Origin of the sequence: Caballeronia sordidicola, assembly GCF_002220365.1 — a bacterium.
GTDB lineage: Bacteria > Pseudomonadota > Gammaproteobacteria > Burkholderiales > Burkholderiaceae > Caballeronia > Caballeronia sordidicola_C.
Window position 1 is genome coordinate 1 of record NZ_MTHB01000046.1, and the last position, 20621, is coordinate 20621.

Sequence of the window (20621 nt, forward strand, 5' to 3'; positions counted from 1 at the left end):
CCGGGGTAACCGAGAATGTCTTTGCGGTAAACCTTCGTCTTGCCATCGCTCTGAGCGGCAGCTGTCGGCGCCTCCATAAGCGACACCAACTGTCTTCGCAGTGCAGGCTTGGTCTTCATGTCCGCCCGATTCATGAGATGCATATACAGCGAATAGAATGTGATCGATCGCCCTTGCCCGGTTTCCGTCTCGTGCTTAAGCAAGACAAAACCCGTGTCATGACCTTCCAACGAATCTGAAGCAACTCGGTATGCCACAACCGTGCCATCGGCGATTGCGCGAACAGGTTCATTGACAAGCTTGGGTGTCAGGTGAACGCCTCCATGCCATCGACGATCGCGACTTATCGGATAAATGCCATGCGGGGACTCGTAATCGTCAAGCACGGAAATTTCGCTTAGCGCGGCTTGCTCGTAGCTGTCTGCACTGCCATTGGCTGACCCTGGCAGGAAAGGAAAACTGATCAACATGGTTATAGGCCTGTGGTCACACGGAGAACGGAAGCTTGTCGTTGTACTCAAACTCGCTTTTCGGCAAATGCGGCGCCGGATACTTCATGCTCGTCGCCGACGGCTTATCCCACGAAGCGCACTTCTCCAGAATGTCCCCCTGCGTCGCGTTCACAATGCCCTCGGCGGTGTAACGGCTGTATGAGCCGCCCGCACCAATCCACACTTCCTTTTCCGCTGAAATGACAATCTTCCCTTCCACGCTGACAATCTTGAGGTCCTTCAGCGCAGTCAAAAGCATTTCGTCCCGCTGCGCCTGGATCTCGACTTTGCCGCTGGCAGCAAAGAGCTTGATACCCAGCTTTTGCGCAAAAAACGATATCGCCTCGCCGGCCGCGACGGTGAATTTCTTGAGCACACCAATGTCAGCGCTTCCACTAGCTGTCGCCATCAGATTGCCTTGTGCTGCTAATTGCAGGTGGTGACCACTCGTGAGCGCAACGCCTGCCGGCGCGCTGGCGAGCAGTACCGCTTGCTGCAACTTATCCAGCCTCTGCTCCAGAAACTGCCGTTGCTTTTCAACCTCCGCCACATGGGCCTGCGCTATCTGAGCAGCGTCTGCCAAGGCCTTCATTTGCGCAACCGCCGCGTCGAGTTGTGTCCTCGCCTCGGCCATGTCGAGTTGCTGACCGTTTGCCTTCGGCTGCGCCTCAGCAGAAATCAGAACCCCCATTCCTCCTCTCAAAGCCACATGCTCATCCGAGCGAAGCTCACCACCGAGCCCTCGCTTCTCCCTCTGGTCATTCACCATATGACCCAGGTTCAACTGACTCGCCTGAGACGGTGTCGTCAGATGAACGTGTTCGGTTCCCTCGCGGTCCTCCATCCGCATCTCATTACCACCAGCAGTACGAAGGATGTTGCGAGTGTTGTTCTCGTTATTGACGTGGTCCTGATGCTGACTATCGTGCATTGCGCCAATAATGATGGGCCGATTCGGATCCCCATCCGTAAAAATAACGGCCACCTCCGTCCCGTCGATCAACGGAAAGTGATGTCCATAGTCTCTCCCCGCGTACGGTTTCGCCAACCGAACTGGCCGGCTGGTACCACCCGGACTCCATTCATCGAGATCGAACGGTGACTTGATCCTGTACCCGCTCTGTGGCGTCATGTACGCGTACTTGTAGTTATCGGGCGACATGACCCGCGCCGGCAAAATTCCGGTGATGCGTGGCTTGGCAGCAGGATCCACCATCGACCGATAGATACGATCCGACGGAATCGCCGTAAACTTGCAGGTATAGGCTTCCTTGCGGGACGCCTTGTGCTCGACACGCGTGATCATCAATCCATGTTCAGCGTTGTCCAGCTCGCGGTTCGTAAAGCGAAAGACAGCGCCGGGCGTCATGCCGATCACATTGCCGGTCCCTTCAAAGATCACCTGCTGGGCCAATTCAGCCTGATGCCTCAAGGTCGCGACGCGTTTGCCAGCATCGGGCGTGGTGTAATGCTCGCCCCAGCGGTACTGATTGCCGACAGTAGTTTCATCGTCCCGCGCAGTATTCACTTGCGTGAGCAGCGCAACGCCCGCAGTCCGATGGTTATAGTCATCGACCGTAATCGATTGCGCCACGCGCTTGCGGCGCTCGACCAGTGTCATCACTGAGTCCGCACCCCGGCTGGCAAAACCGCCTTCCTCGCGATACGGCGCCGAGAGTTTCGGATCACGCGCGTACGCATCGAGGTCGTCCCCAAACACAATGACTTCGTGCTCAGGCGTCTGTTCGAAACGAAACCAAATGCCCTCTTCAGCAGCAATGCGCTGGATAAACGCCAGCGCCGATTCGGCATACTGCGTAATGTATTCATGGGTCTCGTACTCGGCTCTAAGCTGGAACTTGAAATCAACGGCGGTGTTACCGTAATGCCGCAACACCGATTCGATAACAGCCGGCACGGTCTGATTCTGAAACAACCTGCTCCCAACCTCGGAACCAAGATCGGACAAACGCGGCACAAGCGTCAAGCTGTACCGGGTTTCATCGGCTGATGAACTCAATTCGTCGAATTCGGTAACGATTCCACTGATCAGCCGCTCGGGTGGCTTCACCAGGCGCGCGGCCAATTCCGCCGGCAATCCCGCGTTGGGATCCACCGGTTCAACAACAAACTTGGCTCGTTTACCGAGAACGTCTGCAATCGGAAGTCCCGCGCGGGCACAGGTGAACTCGATCACGAACCAATATGGCTTGCTGATATTTTCCTCGCCCTTGAAAGACAGCACGGAGAACGCAGCGGGTTGCTTCGAGATGCGCAGGCTATACGCTTGCGTAGGCAGAACTATTGTTCCCATCGATGGGAGTCTCCTGTTGGCCGATATGTCTTTGCAAGACATCGGCTGATTAATGAGGCGTGTTGTTCGCAGTTACGCCGACCCGCTCTTATCCCTCGGCATCTGCGAAACCATGGAAAGGCCGACATCCATCCCTTCCACCTGAAAATGCGGAACGACAAAAAGCCTGACGCGAAAGAACCCCGGGTTGTCCTCGATATCTTCCACCGTCACTTCCGCTTGACGCAGCGGATGCGCGGCCTGAAGGTCATCGGTGGGATCGGTCATCTCGGTGACAAGCGTCTTGATCCAGTTATTGAGTTCGACTTCAAGCAGACGTCTGTCCTTGGTCGTACCAATGTTTTCGCGCTGGATCAATTTCAGGTGATGTGCAATGCGTGAGAGCAGAAATATGTAAGGCAGGCGTGCGTTGATCCGGCCGTTAGCAGTGGCTTCCGGCGTGGTGTAAAGCGTGGGCTTCTGCACAGAATTTGCGGAGAAGAAACAAGCGAAATCGTGGTTCTCGAAGAACGACAATGGCATGAAACCCAGATTCGCGAACTCGAATTCCCGCGTTTCAGGGATCAACACCTCGGCTGAAATCTTGTTTTGAAAACCAGTGCCCAGTTCATACTGATGCACGGGCAAACCCGCAACCTTCCCGCCTGCCTGCGGTCCCCGGACCTGTACGCACCAGCCGTTGCGGACAAAGCTATTCACCATGTTCGCTGCGAAGGCAAACGAGGCACTGACCCAAAGGAAGCGATTTGGATCCATACCCTTGACGGTTTCCCGATAGTTCAGGTCACGCACGGGCGTGTTGTCGGGACCATATGGTTGTCGACCGAGAACGTGCGGCATCGTAAGGCCAATGTAGCGCGCATCCTCAGTGCGACGGAAAGCCATCCACTTGAGATAGTCGGCACGGTCGAAGTAGTCACCAATATCCTGGATCGCTACAACGTCCTCCATCGACTTCTTACCGAAAAATGCCGGCCCCACTGAACCGATGAACGGCATGTGCGCAGCCGCTGCGACCTTCGAAATATTGCGCAGCAGCGCAATATCCTTTGCCGAATTCACAACCTCGAAATCCGAGACAATCGCGCTGATCGGTTGACCACCCGGCGTGTCATATTCCTGAATGTACGCGTGGTGGTACAACCCGCTCTGAATCACTTCTGGCGTATCGTCAAAGTCTTGCTGCAAAGCTTCCTTCGAACAATCAAGCACCTCGATTTTTACGTTCTTACGAATATCTGTACCGTCGACCAGAAACTTCAACCCGCGCCACGCCGACTCTATCGTCTGAAATTGCGTCGAGTGCATCACGGTATCGAGGCATTGATTGACGCGCCGATCAAGTGCATCAATATGAAAATCCAGCAGCGATTTATCGAGACTTCCGACGGGGTGGCCAGAGTCGACCACCATCGCCATGAGCACGCCAAGCGCTTGGGACAAGCGTTCGTCGACTGGCACTTTTGATAACGCATCGTTATCCTGAAACCCTTCTAGTGCCCGCACTTTGTACGCCGGAGTCAGGTCGATCTTTTCGAACAGATTGGCTAAGATGCTGAGGCTGTCGTGGGCAGATGGCGAAGGCGGTTCTGCGCCGACTGGTGGACTATCAGTGCGCGTCACGTTAACTCCGCGGTGCCGAGACGCCCGAGCTCGGCGATCAGGCTTTCGGAAAGCGACGCGCTCTTGACGATTCGCTCCAGTTCGATCTGAAACGCGCTGTTATCAAGCAGATTCGATTTGAGATCGCGCAGCAGGTTGCGCATGGCTATGAGCCGCTGCAATTGTGGAATCCGAGCTGCGACATTTTCCGGCTCGAAGTCCTTCATCGACTTGAAGCCCAGCGCGATGCTCGTGCCCGGGTTTTCACCTTCCAGGGCGTTTGCCAGATTGACCTCAATTTTTGGATTCAGCTCAGCTAGAACAGCATCGAAGTTACTTTTATGGACATCGATCCTCTTGCGCGCGGCGAGCGAATCACTAGCCTGTCCAGCGCTGTAGTCGCCGATGACGAGGAGCTTGAGAGGCAGTTCCACTCGCTGCAGCGCGCCGCCAGTGTGCAGGTCCACGGAGATCGAAATTCGGGCCTTGGGAATTTCCCGTTCAAAGTTATCAGACATGACTTCGTGGCCCTGTATTTATGACTGTGCAGCCCGCGTATAACGCTAACCACGAAGTACGAAAAAGAAGAAAGCGGATTAAACGAACACAGCTGACAATGTGACGAAGCGTCGGGCCAGGTTCATCGAAATAAAACGCAAATTGGCCCATGCATATTTTTTAATTAAAGCAGGGCGAACGAACGTTCGTCAACCGGTTAGGTATCCGATTCGATATAAATGACGAAGCTATGTTTGTAGAGGTAGATAAACTCCTCTTTAGAATCAAACCCAGCGAGGAGATGTGTGAAATTTCAACACCAACAAATCGACGCAACGCCTAACAAACACGGTCCCAACTCCTGAAAACGGTTCCAACTTAATGCGTTGCGTTGGCTATCTCTTAAATAGACGACACCGCATGGTTCGTGTTTAGAATGCGTTCCCCAATAAGCCAAGAATAAACTTAATCGCTATGCGGACTTTCAAACCGCTCTGGCATGAAGGTCTGATACTCACGCCGCAGCATTTTCAACAGCAAGAACAGTGGCTTAATTTCTCTCACCGGCAGTTCGCCTCGCTCGCCGTGGCTGAGCCGTGGGGTGTTATCGACGTGCAGATCGATGAGGAGATGCTCGACGCAGGCCGACTGTCTCTCACACGGCTAAAGTTGCGGCTACCCGATGGAACACTGATCGATACGTCAGTCACTGACGTGCTGCCACGGCCACGCGATCTCGGCCGCGACGTAGCAGCTGATATGCAAAGCCTGATCGTAGTCGCGGCGCTCCCGTTGCTCAACGCGGACGGCAGCAATTGCAGGTTCGACAACGAGACCCTGTCGCGCCCACGCCGCTATTTCCGTGAATTCATCGAAGTACCCGATCTGAACGGGACGGGCGTGGAAGAGCTGTCAGTCGAACGACACGCGGTTCATCTCTTGTTCGACTTCGAACGGCACGCGGACGATGTCGTCTGCCCGATAGCGCGGCTCACACGCGGGGCAAAGGGCCGGTTCGAGATCGATCGCACTTACGTTCCTCCTTGTCTCACGCTTTCAGCCAATACGCGGCATCAGGAGCGCATCGCGCGCCTGTCCGACATCCTGTTGGCAAAAAGTACGACGCTCGCTGTGCGACGAAGCGAGCGCGTTGATCAAATTGCAGAATTCGGTGTCTCCGATGTATCGCTCTTCTGGCTTCTGCACTGCATTCATACGCACTGGCCCAAGCTGGCGTTCCTCGGCACCCATCCCAATCAGCCGCCCGAGCGGCTTTACGAAATTCTGGCAGGACTGACCGGCGCATTGATGACATTTTCGACTGGCACCGCGTTGACGTCCATTCCTATGTACGAACACGCTAAGCAAGACGAAGTATTTTCAACTCTTGAATCCTTGATCCGCGATCTTCTCGATGCAATCATCCCGTCTCGCGTGATTCCAATCGGCCTGGCCCGTAAGAGCGCGACTACTTGGTCGGGCCAGTTCAAAGACGACCGCCTGCTGGAAGGCGCGGACTATTATTTATCGGTGAATTCTTCCGCACCAGCATTCCAGATCGCCGAGCAAATTCCGAAATTGTGCAAGGTCGGCGCGCCAGACGACATCGAACGGATTGTCAATTCGGCGCTCGCCGGCATACCGCTGAAAGCGGTGTTGCGGGTCCCGGCCGCCATTCCAGTGCGCCTCGAAAACCAGTACTTCGCACTCGACGCCCGTGATCCCGCGCATGCACGAATGCTCGCCGCACGTGCATGTCACGTTTATCTTCCAACCACCTTGCCCGATGCATCGTTTGAACTTTACGCGGTGCTAACGTCGTGAACGGGACAATCGAGCGCGAACCCGACGCGGCTTCGATGCGCGCACTGCTGCGTGATACCGCCCTCGAAGTCTCTCTGCTTTCACAAGACACGGCAGAGCGTTCCGCCTTTGACTTGCGGGAACGTTGCCTGCGAGTGGTCGATGACTTCGATCGGGCGCTGCAAGCGAAGCAATTTCCTCATGACGTCCGGGAAGACGCTGTCTATGCCCAATGCGGACTGCTGGACGAGGCGGCGTTGAGATGTCTACCGGAGGACGAACGATCGGAATGGGACGTTCAACCATTGCAGGTCGAACGTTTTGGGAATCATGACGCCGGCGATCGGATCTACGAACGAATTGCCGTTCGCTTGCGGGAAATACCACCTGACGTAGCACTCCTGGAATGCTACGCAGCCGTCCTTGGCCTCGGTTTCCTCGGTCGTTACGCACACAAGGGTGAACTCGAGCGAGCTGAATTGGTGACCTTGCTGAATGAACGCATCCTGAGTGCGGGACCACGACGGGCCGGCTTTGTAATCAACACCGTTAGCGGCACCGGACTTGATTGGCTACGCCGGCTCTCACCGTGGACCATCGCTGGCATCGTATCCGTTACGGCAGTCCTGATCTGGCTCGGGCTAGGGCAATCGCTTGACATGCAACTGGCTAACCTGCCCCACCTGAAGCCATGACGAGATCCGGACCTTCTCTTTACGACATGCTGCTCGGCCACATCAACGGGGACGCACTTGATGACCACGACGACAACACGCTTGAGATCCTGAGCGTGTTGGAGAACCTCAGGCGCATCCTGAATACGCGCGCGGGAACACTCAAACACCTACCCAACTATGGGCTCCCCGATCTGACCACCGTCTACAGGAACCTGCCTGTGTCGGCACATCAACTGAAGGCCCAGATGGAAGCCACGTTGCTGGTCTACGAGCCGCGCATCCGTTCAATAGAGTTGGAACTGATGCCCGCGCAACCGGGCATGGTCGTCAGCTACGAAATGACCTGTCACCTCAAAAAGCGCGGTCTCGTCCGCTTTGGAACGCATTACCAGCCAGAGGGGCGAACCGTTTTGGCATGGCTCCGGCCGACCGCCAGCGACGCTTAAGTCCTGCCGCTGGGGGAATTGTCATCCTGCCAGCGGCAGTGTTTATGTTGTCTCAACCCACCCGGTCAATGCACCCAGTCATTCCAGAGCACCACCAAAATCGTCATCAACGCCGGCCCGATAAACAACCCAACCAACCCGAACGTTTCCGCTCCACCCAAAATCCCGAACAGCACCAGCAAAAACGGCAACCTCGCCGCGCCACCAATCAGCACCGGCCGCACAGCGTGCTCAGCCACGAACACAACAATAAACCCGAACACCGCGACACAGACCGCCGCTACCATCGAGCCCTGAGCAAGCAGCCACAATGCCGCGCCAATGAAGACAATCGGCGCGCAGAACGGCAACATCGCGGCGATCGCAGTCAGCATGCCGAGCAACGTGGCGTGCGGCACACCGGTCACGACATAAGCCACGCCAAGCAGTGCACCTTCGCCCAGACCCACAACCACCAGCCCAGTCACCGTGCTGCGAACCGACTCGGCCATACGCCGCACGAGCGATGCACCCTCCGAACCGAACCCGCGCCTCGACGCTTCAAGCAACTGTTCACCGAGTTTCGACCCCGCCTTGAACAGGAAAAACAGCGTAACAAGCATGAAGCCGAACACGACCAGCCCGTGCGCCACCCGCCCACCAAAATGCCGGGTCATGGCGACGACCGTCGCACCATGAAAGTTTTTCACCGCCGGCGAAGATCCTAGCGGCGTAGCAAGATTTTCCTGCCACCATGCCGATATCTGCTTCGACCCGGCAGGCAAATGGTTGACGAGATCAGGCATGGGAATGCCCGTGCGCAGTGACTCGTGGAACCAGCGTAGCAGGTCACGGGCTTCGTTTCCCGCCTGCGCCGCGACCAGGATAAATGGCACCACGAACACCAGCCCGATCACGACTGTCATTCCCACCGCAAGCCAGGTCCGGTGCTCCCTGAACATCGGCCGCTGTTCGAGCCAGGTCAACAACGGCCATAACGCAATGGCGATGACCGTCGCCCACACCACCGCAGGAATGAAGTCGCGGATCATCCAGATCGCGACGGCGACGAGCACCGCATACAGCAACCCCGACGCCGTTCGTTGCAGACGCCGTGTGCGGTCCTTTTCGTCCGCAGAGGTTTGATCGCGTGGAGTCATATAAAACGCCCTTGTTATTTCTTCTTTAAGTGAAAGTCCGCAAACCCGCTTCACACACAGACTTATCGAGACTTCCAACTGAGTGCCAACCCTGCATTGTAAGTCGGGCCGGTATCGGCCAGAATCAAGGCGTGAGCGCTTTCAACCGGCTTTCCGGGTGTTGTACTAATTTCACACTTGGCCGTTTCCGTTTCCCTATAATCGGAACCTCCGCCCCGGCATCCGTCAAGAGACATGCAGTGAAAGCTATCCAAACGATTGTCAACGCGTGTGCAACCACGGCCTTGCTCGCCGGTTGCGCTTCCGGCCTGAATCGGTCGAAGGAAGAAGCGCTCAACCAGAAGGTCGGCATTGTCGTCCATCCGGTGCGAGAGGGCGTGGAGCTGCGTCTCCAGGAATCAGCGCTATTCGACTTCGACGAGGCCTCCATGCGCCCCGAAAGCATCGCCGTGCTCAATCGTGCAGCCGTGCTGCTCAAGCGCAGCACGCGCCCGATCATGGTCGAAGGACACACGGACAATGTCGGCCCGTTCGACTACAACCAGGCATTGTCCACGGCGCGTGCCAATGCCGTGGGCGATGCGCTAGTCGCACGCGGCGTTCCTGCTGCGCGTATCAAGACAAAAGGGATTGCATTCTCGCAACCGATCGCGACCAACGACACGCCCGAAGGGCGTGCGTTGAACCGGCGCGTGGAGATTATCGTGAAGACAGAAACGGAAGAAACACTGCTGGGACGCCTCAAGACGAAATGACGCGAAGGGTCATTTCGCGGACTGCACTTCCATCACTAATAGCTGGGCGCCATCGGTCACCTGATCGCCAACGCTGAACAGAATCTCGCCCACCGTGCCGCTCGCCGGCGCAACGATCGTGTGCTCCATCTTCATGGCTTCCATCACCAGCAGCGGTGCCCCCTTCTCGACCACCGCGCCCGCTTCTACCAACACCGCAATCACCTTGCCCGGCATCGGCGCCGTCAAGCGGCCTTCGCCATGCTCGGCATCGGCGGCATGCGCCAGCAGGTTCTGCCATTCGAATGCCAGCGACGCTCCGGCGTAGAACACATGGAACACATCGCCGTCGATAAACACACGGCCCTTGATCCGCTTGTCACCGATCAGCACGACGAATGCATGTGGCTCATCCCCATGCGACCAGTCGAACGTCAGCGTTTCGCCAAGCAATTCGAGTTGTTTGTTATCGGCGCGGCCAGAGGTTGAATCGCGTGTAAAGATGGCCAGGATTTCATCGTCCGAACCTACCAGGCGCCAGTTCAACGCCTGCGTGTAGCCGCCACTCATCCGCCAGTGGGACAAAGCATCCCACGGCGACACACCATGCGCCTCGCCACCCTCACGCGCGAGCAGCGCGGCGCAAGCCAACGCGAGCGCCTGTGTTTTTGGCACTGTCGACGGCGCGAACAACGTGTCGTGATGACGTTCGATCAGGCCCGTATCGAGATCGGCCGCTGAGAAGGGAACGCTAACAACAATCCGATGCAGGAACTCGATATTCGTCGACGGACCGACGACCTCGCATTGTTTCAACGCAAGCGCCATGCGCAGCAGCGCATCGTCACGATCGCGGCCGTGCACAATCAGCTTCGCGATCATCGGATCGTAAAACGGGGTGATGGTATCGCCTTCGCGCACGCCGCTATCAATGCGCACATGGCCGTTCAACTGAAATTCAACCGCCTCGGGCAAACGCAGATGCTTCAGCGTTCCCGTCGACGGCAAGAACCCACGCGATGGATTCTCCGCGTAGATACGCGCTTCGATTGCGTGGCCGTTCACCTTCAGTTGTTCTTGCAACAACGGCAACGGTTCACCACTCGCCACGCGTAGTTGCCACTCGACCAGATCGAGGCCCGTCACCATTTCGGTCACCGGATGCTCAACCTGCAGCCGCGTGTTCATCTCCATAAAATAGAACTGGCCGTCGCTGGTCATGATGAACTCGACAGTGCCCGCCCCTACGTAATTCACCGCGCGTGCGGCCGCGACTGCGGCTTCGCCCATGGCTTTACGCACCTCGTCCGAAAGACCCGGCGCGGGCGCTTCTTCCAGCACCTTTTGATGGCGTCGCTGCACCGAGCAATCGCGATCGAAAAGATACACGGCGTTGCCATGTTGATCTGCAAACACCTGGACTTCGACATGCCGCGGACGCTGCAGATATTTTTCAATCAACACGCGATCGTTGCCGAAACTGCTCGCGGCCTCACGTTTGCACGACAACAGCGCCGATGCGAAATCCGCGCTTTTCTCGACCACACGCATACCCTTGCCGCCGCCACCCGCACTTGCTTTCAGCAGCACAGGGTAGCCAATACCATCCGCTTCCTTTTGCAGCAACGCAGGGTCCTGGCTGTCGCCGTGATATCCCGGCACCAACGGCACAGACGCCGATTGCATCAACGCCTTGGCTGCGGCCTTCGATCCCATCGCGGAGATCGCTTCGACGGGCGGGCCTATGAACACCAATCCGACCTTCTCGCAAGCCCGCGCAAAGTCCTCGTTCTCCGACAAGAACCCATACCCCGGATGCACGGCTTGCGCACCGGTTTCCAACGCGGCGTTGATGATCTTTTCGATCCGCAGATAACTCTCGGACGCAGCCGCGCCGCCTACGTGCACGGCTTCATCGCAGACGGCAACGTGCTTCGCCTGGGCGTCGGCGTCCGAATAGACCGCCACGCTGCCCACGCCTAATCGTTTGCAGGTTGCGGCCACACGGCACGCAATCTCGCCGCGATTCGCAATCAGTATTTTGTTGAACATGACGAAGCCTGGGAAGAGAAATTACATCCGGAACACGCCGAAACGCGTGTCCTCGATAGGCGCATTCATGGAAGCCGCCAGCCCAAGGCCCAATACATCACGGGTCTGCGCCGGGTCGATCACACCGTCGTCCCACAAGCGTGCGCTCGCATAATACGGATGCCCCTGTACTTCGTACTGGTCGCGAATCGGCGACTTGAAGGCTTCTTCCTCTTCCTTCGACCAGGTACCGCCCTTGCCCTCTATGCCGTCGCGGCGCACGGTCGCAAGTACGGACGCGGCCTGCTCGCCGCCCATCACGGAGATGCGCGCGTTCGGCCACATCCAGAGAAAACGCGGTGAATAAGCGCGGCCGCACATGCCGTAATTTCCCGCACCAAACGAACCGCCGATAATCACCGTGAACTTCGGCACCTTCGCCGTCGCAACGGCCGTCACCATCTTTGCGCCATTGCGCGCAATGCCTTCGTTTTCGTATTTTCGACCGACCATGAATCCCGTGATGTTCTGCAAGAACACGAGCGGAATCTTCCGCTGGCAGCACAGCTCAATAAAGTGCGCGCCCTTCAAAGCCGACTCGGAAAAAAGGATACCGTTGTTCGCAATGATGCCGACCGGATGGCCCCAGATATGCGCAAAACCGCATACGAGCGTCGTGCCGTAACGAGCCTTGAATTCATCGAAAGCGGAGTCGTCGACAATGCGCGCGATCACTTCGCGAATGTCGAACGGCTTGCGAGTATCGGCGGGAATCACACCGTACAAACTATGCGGATCATGCCGCGGCGGCAGCGGTTCTTTAAGCGCCACAGGGGAAACCTTCACGCGATTCAGATTGCCCACGATGCTGCGCGCAATCCCCAGCGCATGCGCATCGTTTTGAGCCAGGTGGTCGACCACCCCCGACAGCCGCGTATGGACGTCACCACCGCCCAGATCCTCAGCGCTGACCTCTTCACCCGTTGCCGCTTTCACGAGCGGCGGACCGCCCAGGAAAATGGTGCCCTGGTTCTTCACGATGATCGATTCGTCGCTCATTGCAGGCACGTAGGCGCCGCCCGCGGTGCACGATCCCATCACCACGGCGATCTGCGATATGCCCTTCGCCGACATGTTCGCCTGGTTATAAAAGATGCGGCCAAAGTGATCGCGATCGGGAAATACATCGTCCTGATTCGGAAGATTCGCGCCGCCGGAATCGACGAGATATACGCACGGCAAGCGGTTCTCTTCCGCAATCTCTTGCGCCCGAAGATGCTTCTTTACCGTCACCGGATAGTACGTGCCGCCTTTCACGGTTGCGTCGTTGCAGACGATCACGCACTCCTGCCCGGCAATCCTGCCAATACCTGTAATCACGCCGGCACCCGGGGCGTCGTCGTTGTACATGCCGTAGGCAGCCAATTGCGAGAACTCGAGAAACGGCGTGCCCGGATCGAGCAATTGCGCGATGCGCTCCCGTGGCAACAACTTGCCGCGCGACAGGTGTTTATCTCGCGCAGCTTGTCCGCCGCCCAACGTAATCTTCGCGACTTTTTCCTTCAGATCCGCGACAAGCGCCTCTAGCGCCGCAGCGTTGGCGCGGAATTCGTCGCTGCGTGGATTCAGTTTCGATTCGATGATCGGCATAGGTTTGTCCGCTCGCTCAAGCTGTTTCAGCGAACAGTTCGCGGCCGATCAACATGCGGCGAATTTCACTGGTGCCCGCACCGATTTCATAGAGCTTCGCGTCGCGCCACAGACGCCCGACCGGGTACTCGTTGATATAGCCATTGCCGCCCAGGATCTGGATCGCTTCGCCAGCCATCCATGTCGCTTTTTCGGCTGTGTAGAGAATCACGCCCGCGCAATCCTTGCGGACCTGGCGGCCATGACCGGCGCCTAGCGTATCGAGTTGACGTCCCACCGCGTAGAGATACGCGCGGCACGCCTGCAAGGTCGTATAAAGATCGGCGACCTTGCCTTGAATCAACTGGAATTCGCCGATCGCCTGACCGAACTGCTTGCGCTCGTGGATGTACGGCACGACCGCGTCCATGCACGCGACCATGATGCCCGTCGGTCCGCCCGCCAGGACCGCGCGTTCATAGTCGAGGCCGCTCATCAGCACCTTCACGCCGCCGTTCAATGCTCCAAGGATATTTTCCTTCGGCACTTCCACGTTCTCGAACACGAGTTCGCCGGTATGCGAGCCGCGCATGCCGAGCTTGTCGAGCTTCTGCGCAACGGAAAACCCCTTCATGCCCTTCTCGACAATAAACGCCGTGATACCCTTCGCGCCCGCTTCAATATCCGTCTTCGCATACACCACGAGCGTGTCGCAATCCGGCCCGTTGGTGATCCACATCTTCGTGCCGTTGAGCACGTAGTGGTCACCCTTTTCATCGGCGCGCAGCTTCATGCTGACCACATCCGATCCGGCGTTCGGCTCACTCATTGCCAGCGCGCCAATGTGTTCGCCCGAGACCAGCCCCGGCAGATATTTGCGTTTCTGCGCTTCGGTACCGTTGCGATGAATCTGGTTCACGCACAGGTTGGAATGCGCACCATACGACAACCCCACCGACGCCGACGCCCGCGAAATCTCCTCCATCGCGACCATGTGCGCCGTGTAGCCCATGTTCGCGCCGCCGTACTCTTCGGACACCGTCATGCCGAGCACGCCCAGATCGCCGAATTTCTTCCAGAGATCCATCGGGAACTGATCCGTTTTATCGATTTCAGCGGCGCGCGGCGCAATCTCCTTCGCGGCGAAATTGGCGAGCGAGTCGCGCAACATGTCGATGTCTTCGCCCAGGGCGAAATTCAGACCGGGTACGTCGTTCATGCGGGTCTCCTTGTTCGGTGTATCAGCTCGAGGTCAAGCGTGGTGTTGGCGGGACCAAATGATCGGCTCACCTATGAGTCGCACTCACACTCAGTAATTTCCATGATGGACGGCAGTTTCACGCCGAAGACCACTTCCCGTCAATAGGGATTTGAGCTACGCTCACATTTGGCTATTTTCGCGCGCACCTTCTCATGTCCTCCACCCCAGTCACCGGAAATCGCCGCACACCCGCCGGCGTGAAATCGCAGCAGCGCGTGAAGGACATTCTTCAGGCCGGCCGGGAAGTCTTCGCCGAAAAAGGCTACGACGCCGCGACGAGCGCAGAAATCGCCCAGCGCGCCGGGATTTCAGAAGCAACCGTGTTCAGCTATTTCAGCGGTAAAAGGGAGCTGTGTGCGCGAGTGATCGCGGATTGGTATGACGAGATCATCGACGCATTCGAATCCGGATTGCCTCGCGACGGAAGCGTGCGCCAGCAGTTCGCGTTTATCGTCAGGACGCATTTGCGGCTGATGCTGGTGAACGGGACGGGCTTGTGCGCGCTGGTCTTGTCGGAGGGACGGACGAAACATCATGACCTCAGCGACACGCTCACCGACCTGCAACGCCGCTATACCGCGCCGCTGATGAACGTGCTGGCTCATGGCCAGTCAGTCGGTCAGGTGCGGGCCGACTTGCCGTTGCGGCTGATGCGCTCGCTGGTCTTCGGGCCAATGGAGCACGTGCTGTGGGACGCAACGCTTGCGAAGCGGCATCTGAGTCAGGCTCAGATCGATACAACCGCCGATGAACTCATCGACGTTCTGTGGACCGCGCTACAACCCCCTGCTGCGAGCCTGACTGCGCTTGCGCAGTTCAGACAGGACGTGGAGGAAGCATCGCGGCGGTTCGAAGCAGCGGCGAGCCGGGAGAAGTGACATTGCGGACACTCGCGGACGCGAGCCGGTCGGACAGTTAGTTGCAAATCTGCCCTTCTAAAGCACATCTCATAACGCGCGCGCTTCTGCCGCGTTTGGCCTGGCGCCCCTGCCAGGCCATATAGCGTCCTACGTCCTATAGCGACGAGATCACGCCGAGAGGCGTGATCGAAAAGATCAATGCGAGATTTGTTCCAGCGCCAGGTCCCGCGTCTTCGGTCCCATCAGTCCGATAGCCAGCATCACCACCGCCATCGCGCCGGCGATAAACATGAACACCCCGGTCGTACCGAACGCCTTCAACACGCCCGCGATGAAGAACGACGTGAAAATGGCCGAAAAGCGGCTCCACGAATACACGAAACCGACTGCGCGCGCGCGGATGCTGGTGGGGAAAAGCTCGGTCTGATACGCATGGAAGCTATACGACATGATGTTGCTGGCGAGCGTCAGGCCCACGCCCATGCAGACCAGGAGTGCTGCGCCCGAGACCTGGCTGAACACCAGTCCGCAGACCACGATCGCACCCGCCATCACGACAATCACGCTCTTGCGCTCGAATTTATCGGCCATGAACAAGCCGATGATCGGGCCGACCGGCGCGGCAAGCGCGATGATCGTCGAGTACATCAGGCTGGTCGTGATCGTGATGCCCTGATGAATCAGGAGCGTCGGCACCCAGTTGGCAAAACCGTAGAAACCTACCGTCTGGAAGATGTTGAAGATGATCATCATGGTTGCGCGTTTCCCGTAGGGCGCCACCCACATGTCGCGGAACGATCCGCGTGTGCTGACTGGCTCAGGCGCTGCGGGCGGCGGCAACGGGCGTCCGTATTCTTTCTCTGCCTTCGCTTCCAGCGCCGTCATCACTGCGTCCGCTTCCGCGAGCCGCCCTTTTTGCGCCAGCCAGCGCGGGCTCTCAGGCAACGCGCGCCGGATGAACCACACGAACAGTGCGCCATGCGCACCGATCAATACGACCCAGCGCCAGCCATCGAAACCAAAGGGCTTGTTCGGCACCAGCGCGTAGGAGAGGAATGCGACGACCGGCACGGCCGCGAAGCCAACTGCTTGCTCGCACGCGAAGGCTCGGCCGCGAATGTGTTTAGGCACCAGCTCGGAGATGTACGTGCCGATCGTCACCAACTCCACGCCAATGCCCAACCCCGCCATGAAGCGCCAGAAGTTGAGGCCGCCGGCCGTGTCCTGGAAAGCCATGATCACGTTCGCGGCCGTGTACCAGAGCAGCGAGTAGGTGAAGATGGCGCGCCGCCCGAAACGATCGGCGAGAAAACCGCATGCAATCGTGCCGATGAACAAGCCGAGGAAGAGCGACGCGATAAAACTTGCGACACCCGTCAGGCCGAACAGGCCGACGGTGGTAGACGTGAGAATGCCGCTCTTGACCAGCCCCGGCGCGACGTAGCCTGAGTACAACAGGTCGTAGAGTTCGAAGAAAAACCCGAGACTCAGCAAGACGACGAGTATCCACATTGAGCGCGTCGCCGGCAGGCGATCGAGCCGTGCGGAGATCGTACCCGCGCTTAATGAGTCCGATCCCGAATCCGATGCACGAGCGTCGTGGCCGTGGTCATGATCAGATCGGGAAAGAGCGAGGTCCTGAGCAGTTGTCATCGATTTATGTCTCCTCGTCGTGGCCTGTTTTCCTGCCGGCGACGCGCCCTTTTTGCCGAGCGGCCGGGCAGCTTGCCCGGCGCGCATTTTAACGGCGTATCTGCAGATTTGTTACAGGAATAGCAACATTCTTCCCGATCTATGGCCCGACGCCGTGCATCAGCAGCGCCACCGCGTGCCGTGCGATCTGGTCGCGCCTGGGCGCACAGCCGCCGCTCTCCTCAGCCCACGTATAAGTCACCGCCAGCGGCAACACCGTCAGTCCGAACAGCGACACAAACAGCAACGAAGGCTCCAAATGCGGGTTGAGCTTGCCCTCCTTCTGCCATTGCGCAATACGTGCGATCGATGCCTTCTTATTAGCATCGCCAAAACGCTCGGCAATGCGTTGGCGCAGCAAACCGCCTTCGCTGATGACTTCGCGAACCCACAGCGTCGCAAACCACGGATGCCGCTCCGCCACGGCGACAAGACCTTCGGCAAACGAGCGCAATGCCTCCGCCGGTTCCGCGTCCGAGTCGGCGAATGCGCGGCCGAGCTCGGCGCGCAACGGCACGAATCGCTCATCGATCAACACGTCGAGCAGTTGATCGCGCGTCTTGAAATAGTAATGGACCATGGCCGGCGTCACGCCCGCCTCGCGTGCGATCGCGCCGAGCGTGGTCTCCATGATTCCCTGACGCGCAAATAAAACCAGCGCGATGTCCAGCAGGAGCGCCCGCGGTTCGCCGTGCTGCGCGCCGGTTGGCCGCCCCGGCCGGCGGCCAGGCTTCGGCGGCTCGGCGGGTACGGCAGGAACGGATTGTTCGGAAGGATCGGTTACATCTTTAGTCATGGTGGCAATTGACCCCGTGAACGGCGTCGCCTAATATTAACTCCGACATTAATTTAACTCATCGGGCGGCTGAATGGAATCCCTCCAACCCTCTGTCACACTTCCCGCCATTGAAGAGCGACCTCCAATCCGGCTGCTATTCACGGCGCTGATGCTCGTCATGCTGCTTGGCGCGCTCGACCAGACCATCGTTTCGACGGCGTTGCCCACCATCGTGGGCGAGCTGGGCGGGCTCGAAAGCCTGTCGTGGGTCGTGACGTCATACTTGCTGACGTCGACTATCGTGGTGCCGCTGTACGGGAAATTCGGCGATCTGTTCGGTCGTAAAGTCGTCATTCAGGCGGCAATCCTCATTTTTCTTGCCGGCTCGATCCTGTGCGGTGTCGCGCAGGACATGACCCAGTTGATCGTGTTGCGCGCGTTGCAGGGGCTCGGCGGCGGCGGTTTGATGGTCGTGACCATGGCTGCCATTGCCGACGTCATTCCGCCCGCCGAACGCGGCCGCTACCAGGGCTTGTTCGGCGGTGTATTCGGACTCGCGACGGTCGTCGGGCCGCTGCTGGGTGGCTTTATCGTCGAGCATCTGTCATGGCGCTGGATCTTCTACATCAACGTGCCGCTGGGCGTGCTTGCGCTGATTGTGATCGGACTCGTGTTCAAACCGCACGTGGCGCATGTGAAGCATAAAATCGATTACATGGGCGCCGCGTTTTTAGCCGCATCGCTCACTTGTATCATCCTTTTTACCAGTCAGGGAGGCACGCTGCTGCCGTGGAGTTCGCCGCAGCTTTGGTTCACGCTCGCACTCGGAATCATTACGCTGGGCGGTTTTATCTACGAAGAACGGCTCGCCGACGAACCAATTATGCCGCTCGAACTCTTCAGGGAGCGCACTTTCGTGCTGAGCGGGCTGATCGGATTCATCATCGGATTTTCGCTGTTCGGGGCGATCACGTTCCTGCCGCTGTATCTGCAAGTGGCAAAGGGTTCGACACCTTCGCAAGCCGGCCTGCAAGTGTTGCCGATGATGGCCGGCCTATTGTCCACTTCCATCATCAGCGGCCGCCTGATCAGCCGAATTGGAAAATATCGCTGGTTCCCGATCTGCGGGACCGCGCTCGTGGCCTGCAGCATGTTCCTGCTATCCACGCTGCAACTGGATACGCCGCTTCACACCATGTACCTGTTCATGCTGCTGCTGGGGCTTGGACTTGGCATGGTCATGCAAGTGCTGGTGCTCGCCGTGCAGAATGCGGTGCCGTTCAAGAATATCGGCGTTGCTACGTCCGGAGCGACCCTGTTCCGGTCGATCGGCGGTTCAGTGGGGGTCGCAACGTTCGGCGCAATCTTTACGAACGGCCTGCATGCACGTCTGGCAGACGCTATGCCGCCGGGGGTGGAGTTACCGCGATCGATGAGGCCAACAATGGTCCAGCACCTTCCCGCCGCCGCTCGTGATACTTATCTCAACGCATTCTCGGGATCGATGCACACCGTGTTTCTTGTGGCCGGCGCGGTCGTGCTGCTCGCGTTCGCGTTGTCCTGGTTGATGCAGGACAAGCCGCTTCGGAGCAAGTGAGGGCGATGAGAGGAAGGGCGTCAGCGGCCCTTTGGTTTAAGCTGACGCACTTTAACTTTGGAACGTCCGAAATGAAGCTTACGCACATAGTGATCGCCTCGACCCTCAGCGCTTTTGCGTTTATCTCGACCGCCGCGTTGGCGGATACCTATCATTTCGGCGAGGGCCAGTCGTCGATGTCCGGAACCGGCGGCGCTTCGCGGCACGCGCCGCCGCCCAAACATAAGAAGCACAAGACGCGACGTGCGGCCAACAACGGTACGCATTCGCATCCGTAAGCGGAGAGTCTCAGTAGCGCCCGTCGCCGCCCATCGTCCTCGAACAGGTTCAGCGCGTCAGCAGCTGGCGAACCCCCAGCGCGACGATCAACCCGCCGCATACTCGGTCGATCCATGCCCGGTACCCGCGGTAGCCTGACGCAATCCCCGCGTGTGACAGGACGAGCGCGACGAAGCCGTACCACGTGGTTGCGACCAGAGCGACCATGGCCAGCATTGCCACGAAGGTGACCGGCGACATATGCGCGGGCGTGGCGGAAGCGAAGATTGCGGCGAAAAACGCGACCGACTTCGGGTTCGTGATGTTTGTCGCGAAGCCTTGCACAAATGCCTTGCGCAATCCGCCAGACACGCTCACCGCGGCCATGCCCGACGACTCGCCGGCTCGCGCCTTGACGATCAGCCGGCAGCCGAACCACATGAGATACGCTGCGCCGCCAACTTTGACGACCAGCGCCATCCAGGGGAATGCGGCGAACACAATGCCCACGCCAAGAATGGCGCAGGTTGCCCAGAACAGGCTGACCAGGACGATGCCCGCGACGACCGCCAGGGCCTCAGAGCGCGTCGACGACGCCGCCTTGTGCGCAACCGCGACAAAATTCGGTCCGGGAATAACCACGCCTGCAATATAGACAGACAAAACAGCCAAGACTGCGGATGAATCGACCACGTCGTCGCTCCCTCGTTGATCGACGCGCGGGAAGGCGGCGTCGGCGAATGCATTATCGCTGACGTCTGTTCAAGCGTTGATGAAAACCCTGCGTACATAACCGTTTTGCTTGCAGAAA

The 20621-nt window shown here is 58.4% G+C and carries 17 protein-coding genes and 1 pseudogene; 7 read left to right on the top strand and 11 right to left on the bottom strand.

Translation table 11 applies throughout. From position 1 onward, the window contains the following. From BSU04_RS46290 to tssB, 4 genes and pseudogenes are all read right to left on the bottom strand, one after another. Nucleotides 1–470: pseudogene (locus BSU04_RS46290) on the bottom strand (M23 family metallopeptidase); the annotation flags it as partial. Nucleotides 471–486: 16 nt separating this feature from the next. After that, entirely contained in the window at nucleotides 487–2805 is a 2319-nt protein-coding gene (locus BSU04_RS07325; RefSeq protein ID WP_179258237.1) for a type VI secretion system Vgr family protein, read from the bottom strand. A 72-nt stretch (nucleotides 2806–2877) separates the two neighbouring features. After that, on the bottom strand, nucleotides 2878–4359 hold the full coding sequence (gene tssC, locus BSU04_RS07330) for a type VI secretion system contractile sheath large subunit (protein WP_256982313.1): 1482 nt from the start codon (nucleotides 4357–4359) through the stop codon (nucleotides 2878–2880). A 65-nt stretch (nucleotides 4360–4424) separates the two neighbouring features. Next, the gene (gene tssB, locus BSU04_RS07335) at nucleotides 4425–4925 is read right to left on the bottom strand and encodes a type VI secretion system contractile sheath small subunit (RefSeq protein ID WP_089159982.1); all 501 of its coding nucleotides are present in this window, start codon (nucleotides 4923–4925) and stop codon (nucleotides 4425–4427) included. Nucleotides 4926–5379: 454 nt separating this feature from the next. On the opposite strand from tssB, the gene tssK reads away from it, so the two are divergent. Genes tssK through tssE form a run of 3 tightly spaced genes read left to right on the top strand, consistent with a single transcriptional unit; the run spans nucleotide 5380 to nucleotide 7831 of the window. Further along, a complete protein-coding gene (gene tssK, locus BSU04_RS07340; RefSeq protein WP_089159983.1) occupies nucleotides 5380–6729 on the top strand; it encodes a type VI secretion system baseplate subunit TssK in 1350 nt (449 codons plus the stop codon). Continuing rightward, nucleotides 6726–7403, top strand: a complete 678-nt coding sequence (locus BSU04_RS07345) for a DotU family type IV/VI secretion system protein (RefSeq protein ID WP_256982274.1) — start codon at nucleotides 6726–6728, stop codon at nucleotides 7401–7403. The genes tssK and BSU04_RS07345 overlap by 4 nt, the downstream gene beginning before the upstream one ends. Continuing rightward, nucleotides 7400–7831, top strand: a complete 432-nt coding sequence (gene tssE, locus BSU04_RS07350; RefSeq protein WP_089159984.1) for a type VI secretion system baseplate subunit TssE — start codon at nucleotides 7400–7402, stop codon at nucleotides 7829–7831. Before BSU04_RS07345 ends, tssE begins: the two co-directional genes overlap by 4 nt. A gap of 65 nt (nucleotides 7832–7896) precedes the next feature. Here tssE and BSU04_RS07355 read toward each other — a convergent pair whose 3' ends face one another. Beyond that, on the bottom strand, nucleotides 7897–8970 hold the full coding sequence (locus tag BSU04_RS07355) for an AI-2E family transporter (RefSeq protein WP_089159985.1): 1074 nt from the start codon (nucleotides 8968–8970) through the stop codon (nucleotides 7897–7899). A 239-nt stretch (nucleotides 8971–9209) separates the two neighbouring features. Between BSU04_RS07355 and BSU04_RS07360 the strand changes: the two genes are divergently transcribed. Next, the gene (locus BSU04_RS07360) at nucleotides 9210–9725 is read left to right on the top strand and encodes an OmpA family protein (RefSeq protein ID WP_373452805.1); all 516 of its coding nucleotides are present in this window, start codon (nucleotides 9210–9212) and stop codon (nucleotides 9723–9725) included. 9 nt (nucleotides 9726–9734) lie between these two features. Here the strand turns inward: BSU04_RS07360 and BSU04_RS07365 are convergent, their stop codons facing one another. From BSU04_RS07365 to BSU04_RS07375, 3 genes are read right to left on the bottom strand one after another with little or no spacing between them, the layout of a single operon-like run. After that, a complete protein-coding gene (locus tag BSU04_RS07365; RefSeq protein ID WP_089159986.1) occupies nucleotides 9735–11756 on the bottom strand; it encodes an acetyl/propionyl/methylcrotonyl-CoA carboxylase subunit alpha in 2022 nt (673 codons plus the stop codon). Between the two features lie 21 nt (nucleotides 11757–11777). Beyond that, complete coding sequence (locus BSU04_RS07370; RefSeq protein ID WP_089159987.1) at nucleotides 11778–13385, bottom strand: carboxyl transferase domain-containing protein; 1608 nt, start codon at nucleotides 13383–13385, stop codon at nucleotides 11778–11780. Nucleotides 13386–13401: 16 nt separating this feature from the next. Then, on the bottom strand, nucleotides 13402–14583 hold the full coding sequence (locus BSU04_RS07375) for an isovaleryl-CoA dehydrogenase (RefSeq protein ID WP_089159988.1): 1182 nt from the start codon (nucleotides 14581–14583) through the stop codon (nucleotides 13402–13404). A 194-nt stretch (nucleotides 14584–14777) separates the two neighbouring features. Between BSU04_RS07375 and BSU04_RS07380 the strand changes: the two genes are divergently transcribed. Beyond that, nucleotides 14778–15503, top strand: coding sequence for a TetR/AcrR family transcriptional regulator (locus BSU04_RS07380; protein ID WP_089159989.1), 726 nt, complete (start codon nucleotides 14778–14780; stop codon nucleotides 15501–15503). A gap of 177 nt (nucleotides 15504–15680) precedes the next feature. Here BSU04_RS07380 and BSU04_RS07385 read toward each other — a convergent pair whose 3' ends face one another. Both BSU04_RS07385 and BSU04_RS07390 read right to left on the bottom strand, forming a co-directional pair. Then, a complete protein-coding gene (locus BSU04_RS07385; RefSeq protein WP_089159990.1) occupies nucleotides 15681–17138 on the bottom strand; it encodes an MFS transporter in 1458 nt (485 codons plus the stop codon). A 139-nt stretch (nucleotides 17139–17277) separates the two neighbouring features. Further along, entirely contained in the window at nucleotides 17278–17973 is a 696-nt protein-coding gene (locus BSU04_RS07390) for a TetR/AcrR family transcriptional regulator (RefSeq protein ID WP_089159991.1), read from the bottom strand. A 73-nt stretch (nucleotides 17974–18046) separates the two neighbouring features. Between BSU04_RS07390 and BSU04_RS07395 the strand changes: the two genes are divergently transcribed. After that, nucleotides 18047–19552 carry an MDR family MFS transporter gene (locus tag BSU04_RS07395; RefSeq protein ID WP_089159992.1) on the top strand — a complete coding sequence of 502 codons (1506 nt, stop codon included), beginning with the start codon at nucleotides 18047–18049 and terminating at the stop codon, nucleotides 19550–19552. A 71-nt stretch (nucleotides 19553–19623) separates the two neighbouring features. Continuing rightward, nucleotides 19624–19830, top strand: a complete 207-nt coding sequence (locus BSU04_RS07400; RefSeq protein WP_089159993.1) for a hypothetical protein — start codon at nucleotides 19624–19626, stop codon at nucleotides 19828–19830. A 49-nt stretch (nucleotides 19831–19879) separates the two neighbouring features. Here the strand turns inward: BSU04_RS07400 and BSU04_RS07405 are convergent, their stop codons facing one another. After that, nucleotides 19880–20503, bottom strand: coding sequence for a LysE family translocator (locus tag BSU04_RS07405; protein ID WP_089159994.1), 624 nt, complete (start codon nucleotides 20501–20503; stop codon nucleotides 19880–19882). Nucleotides 20504–20621: the final 118 nt, after the last annotated feature.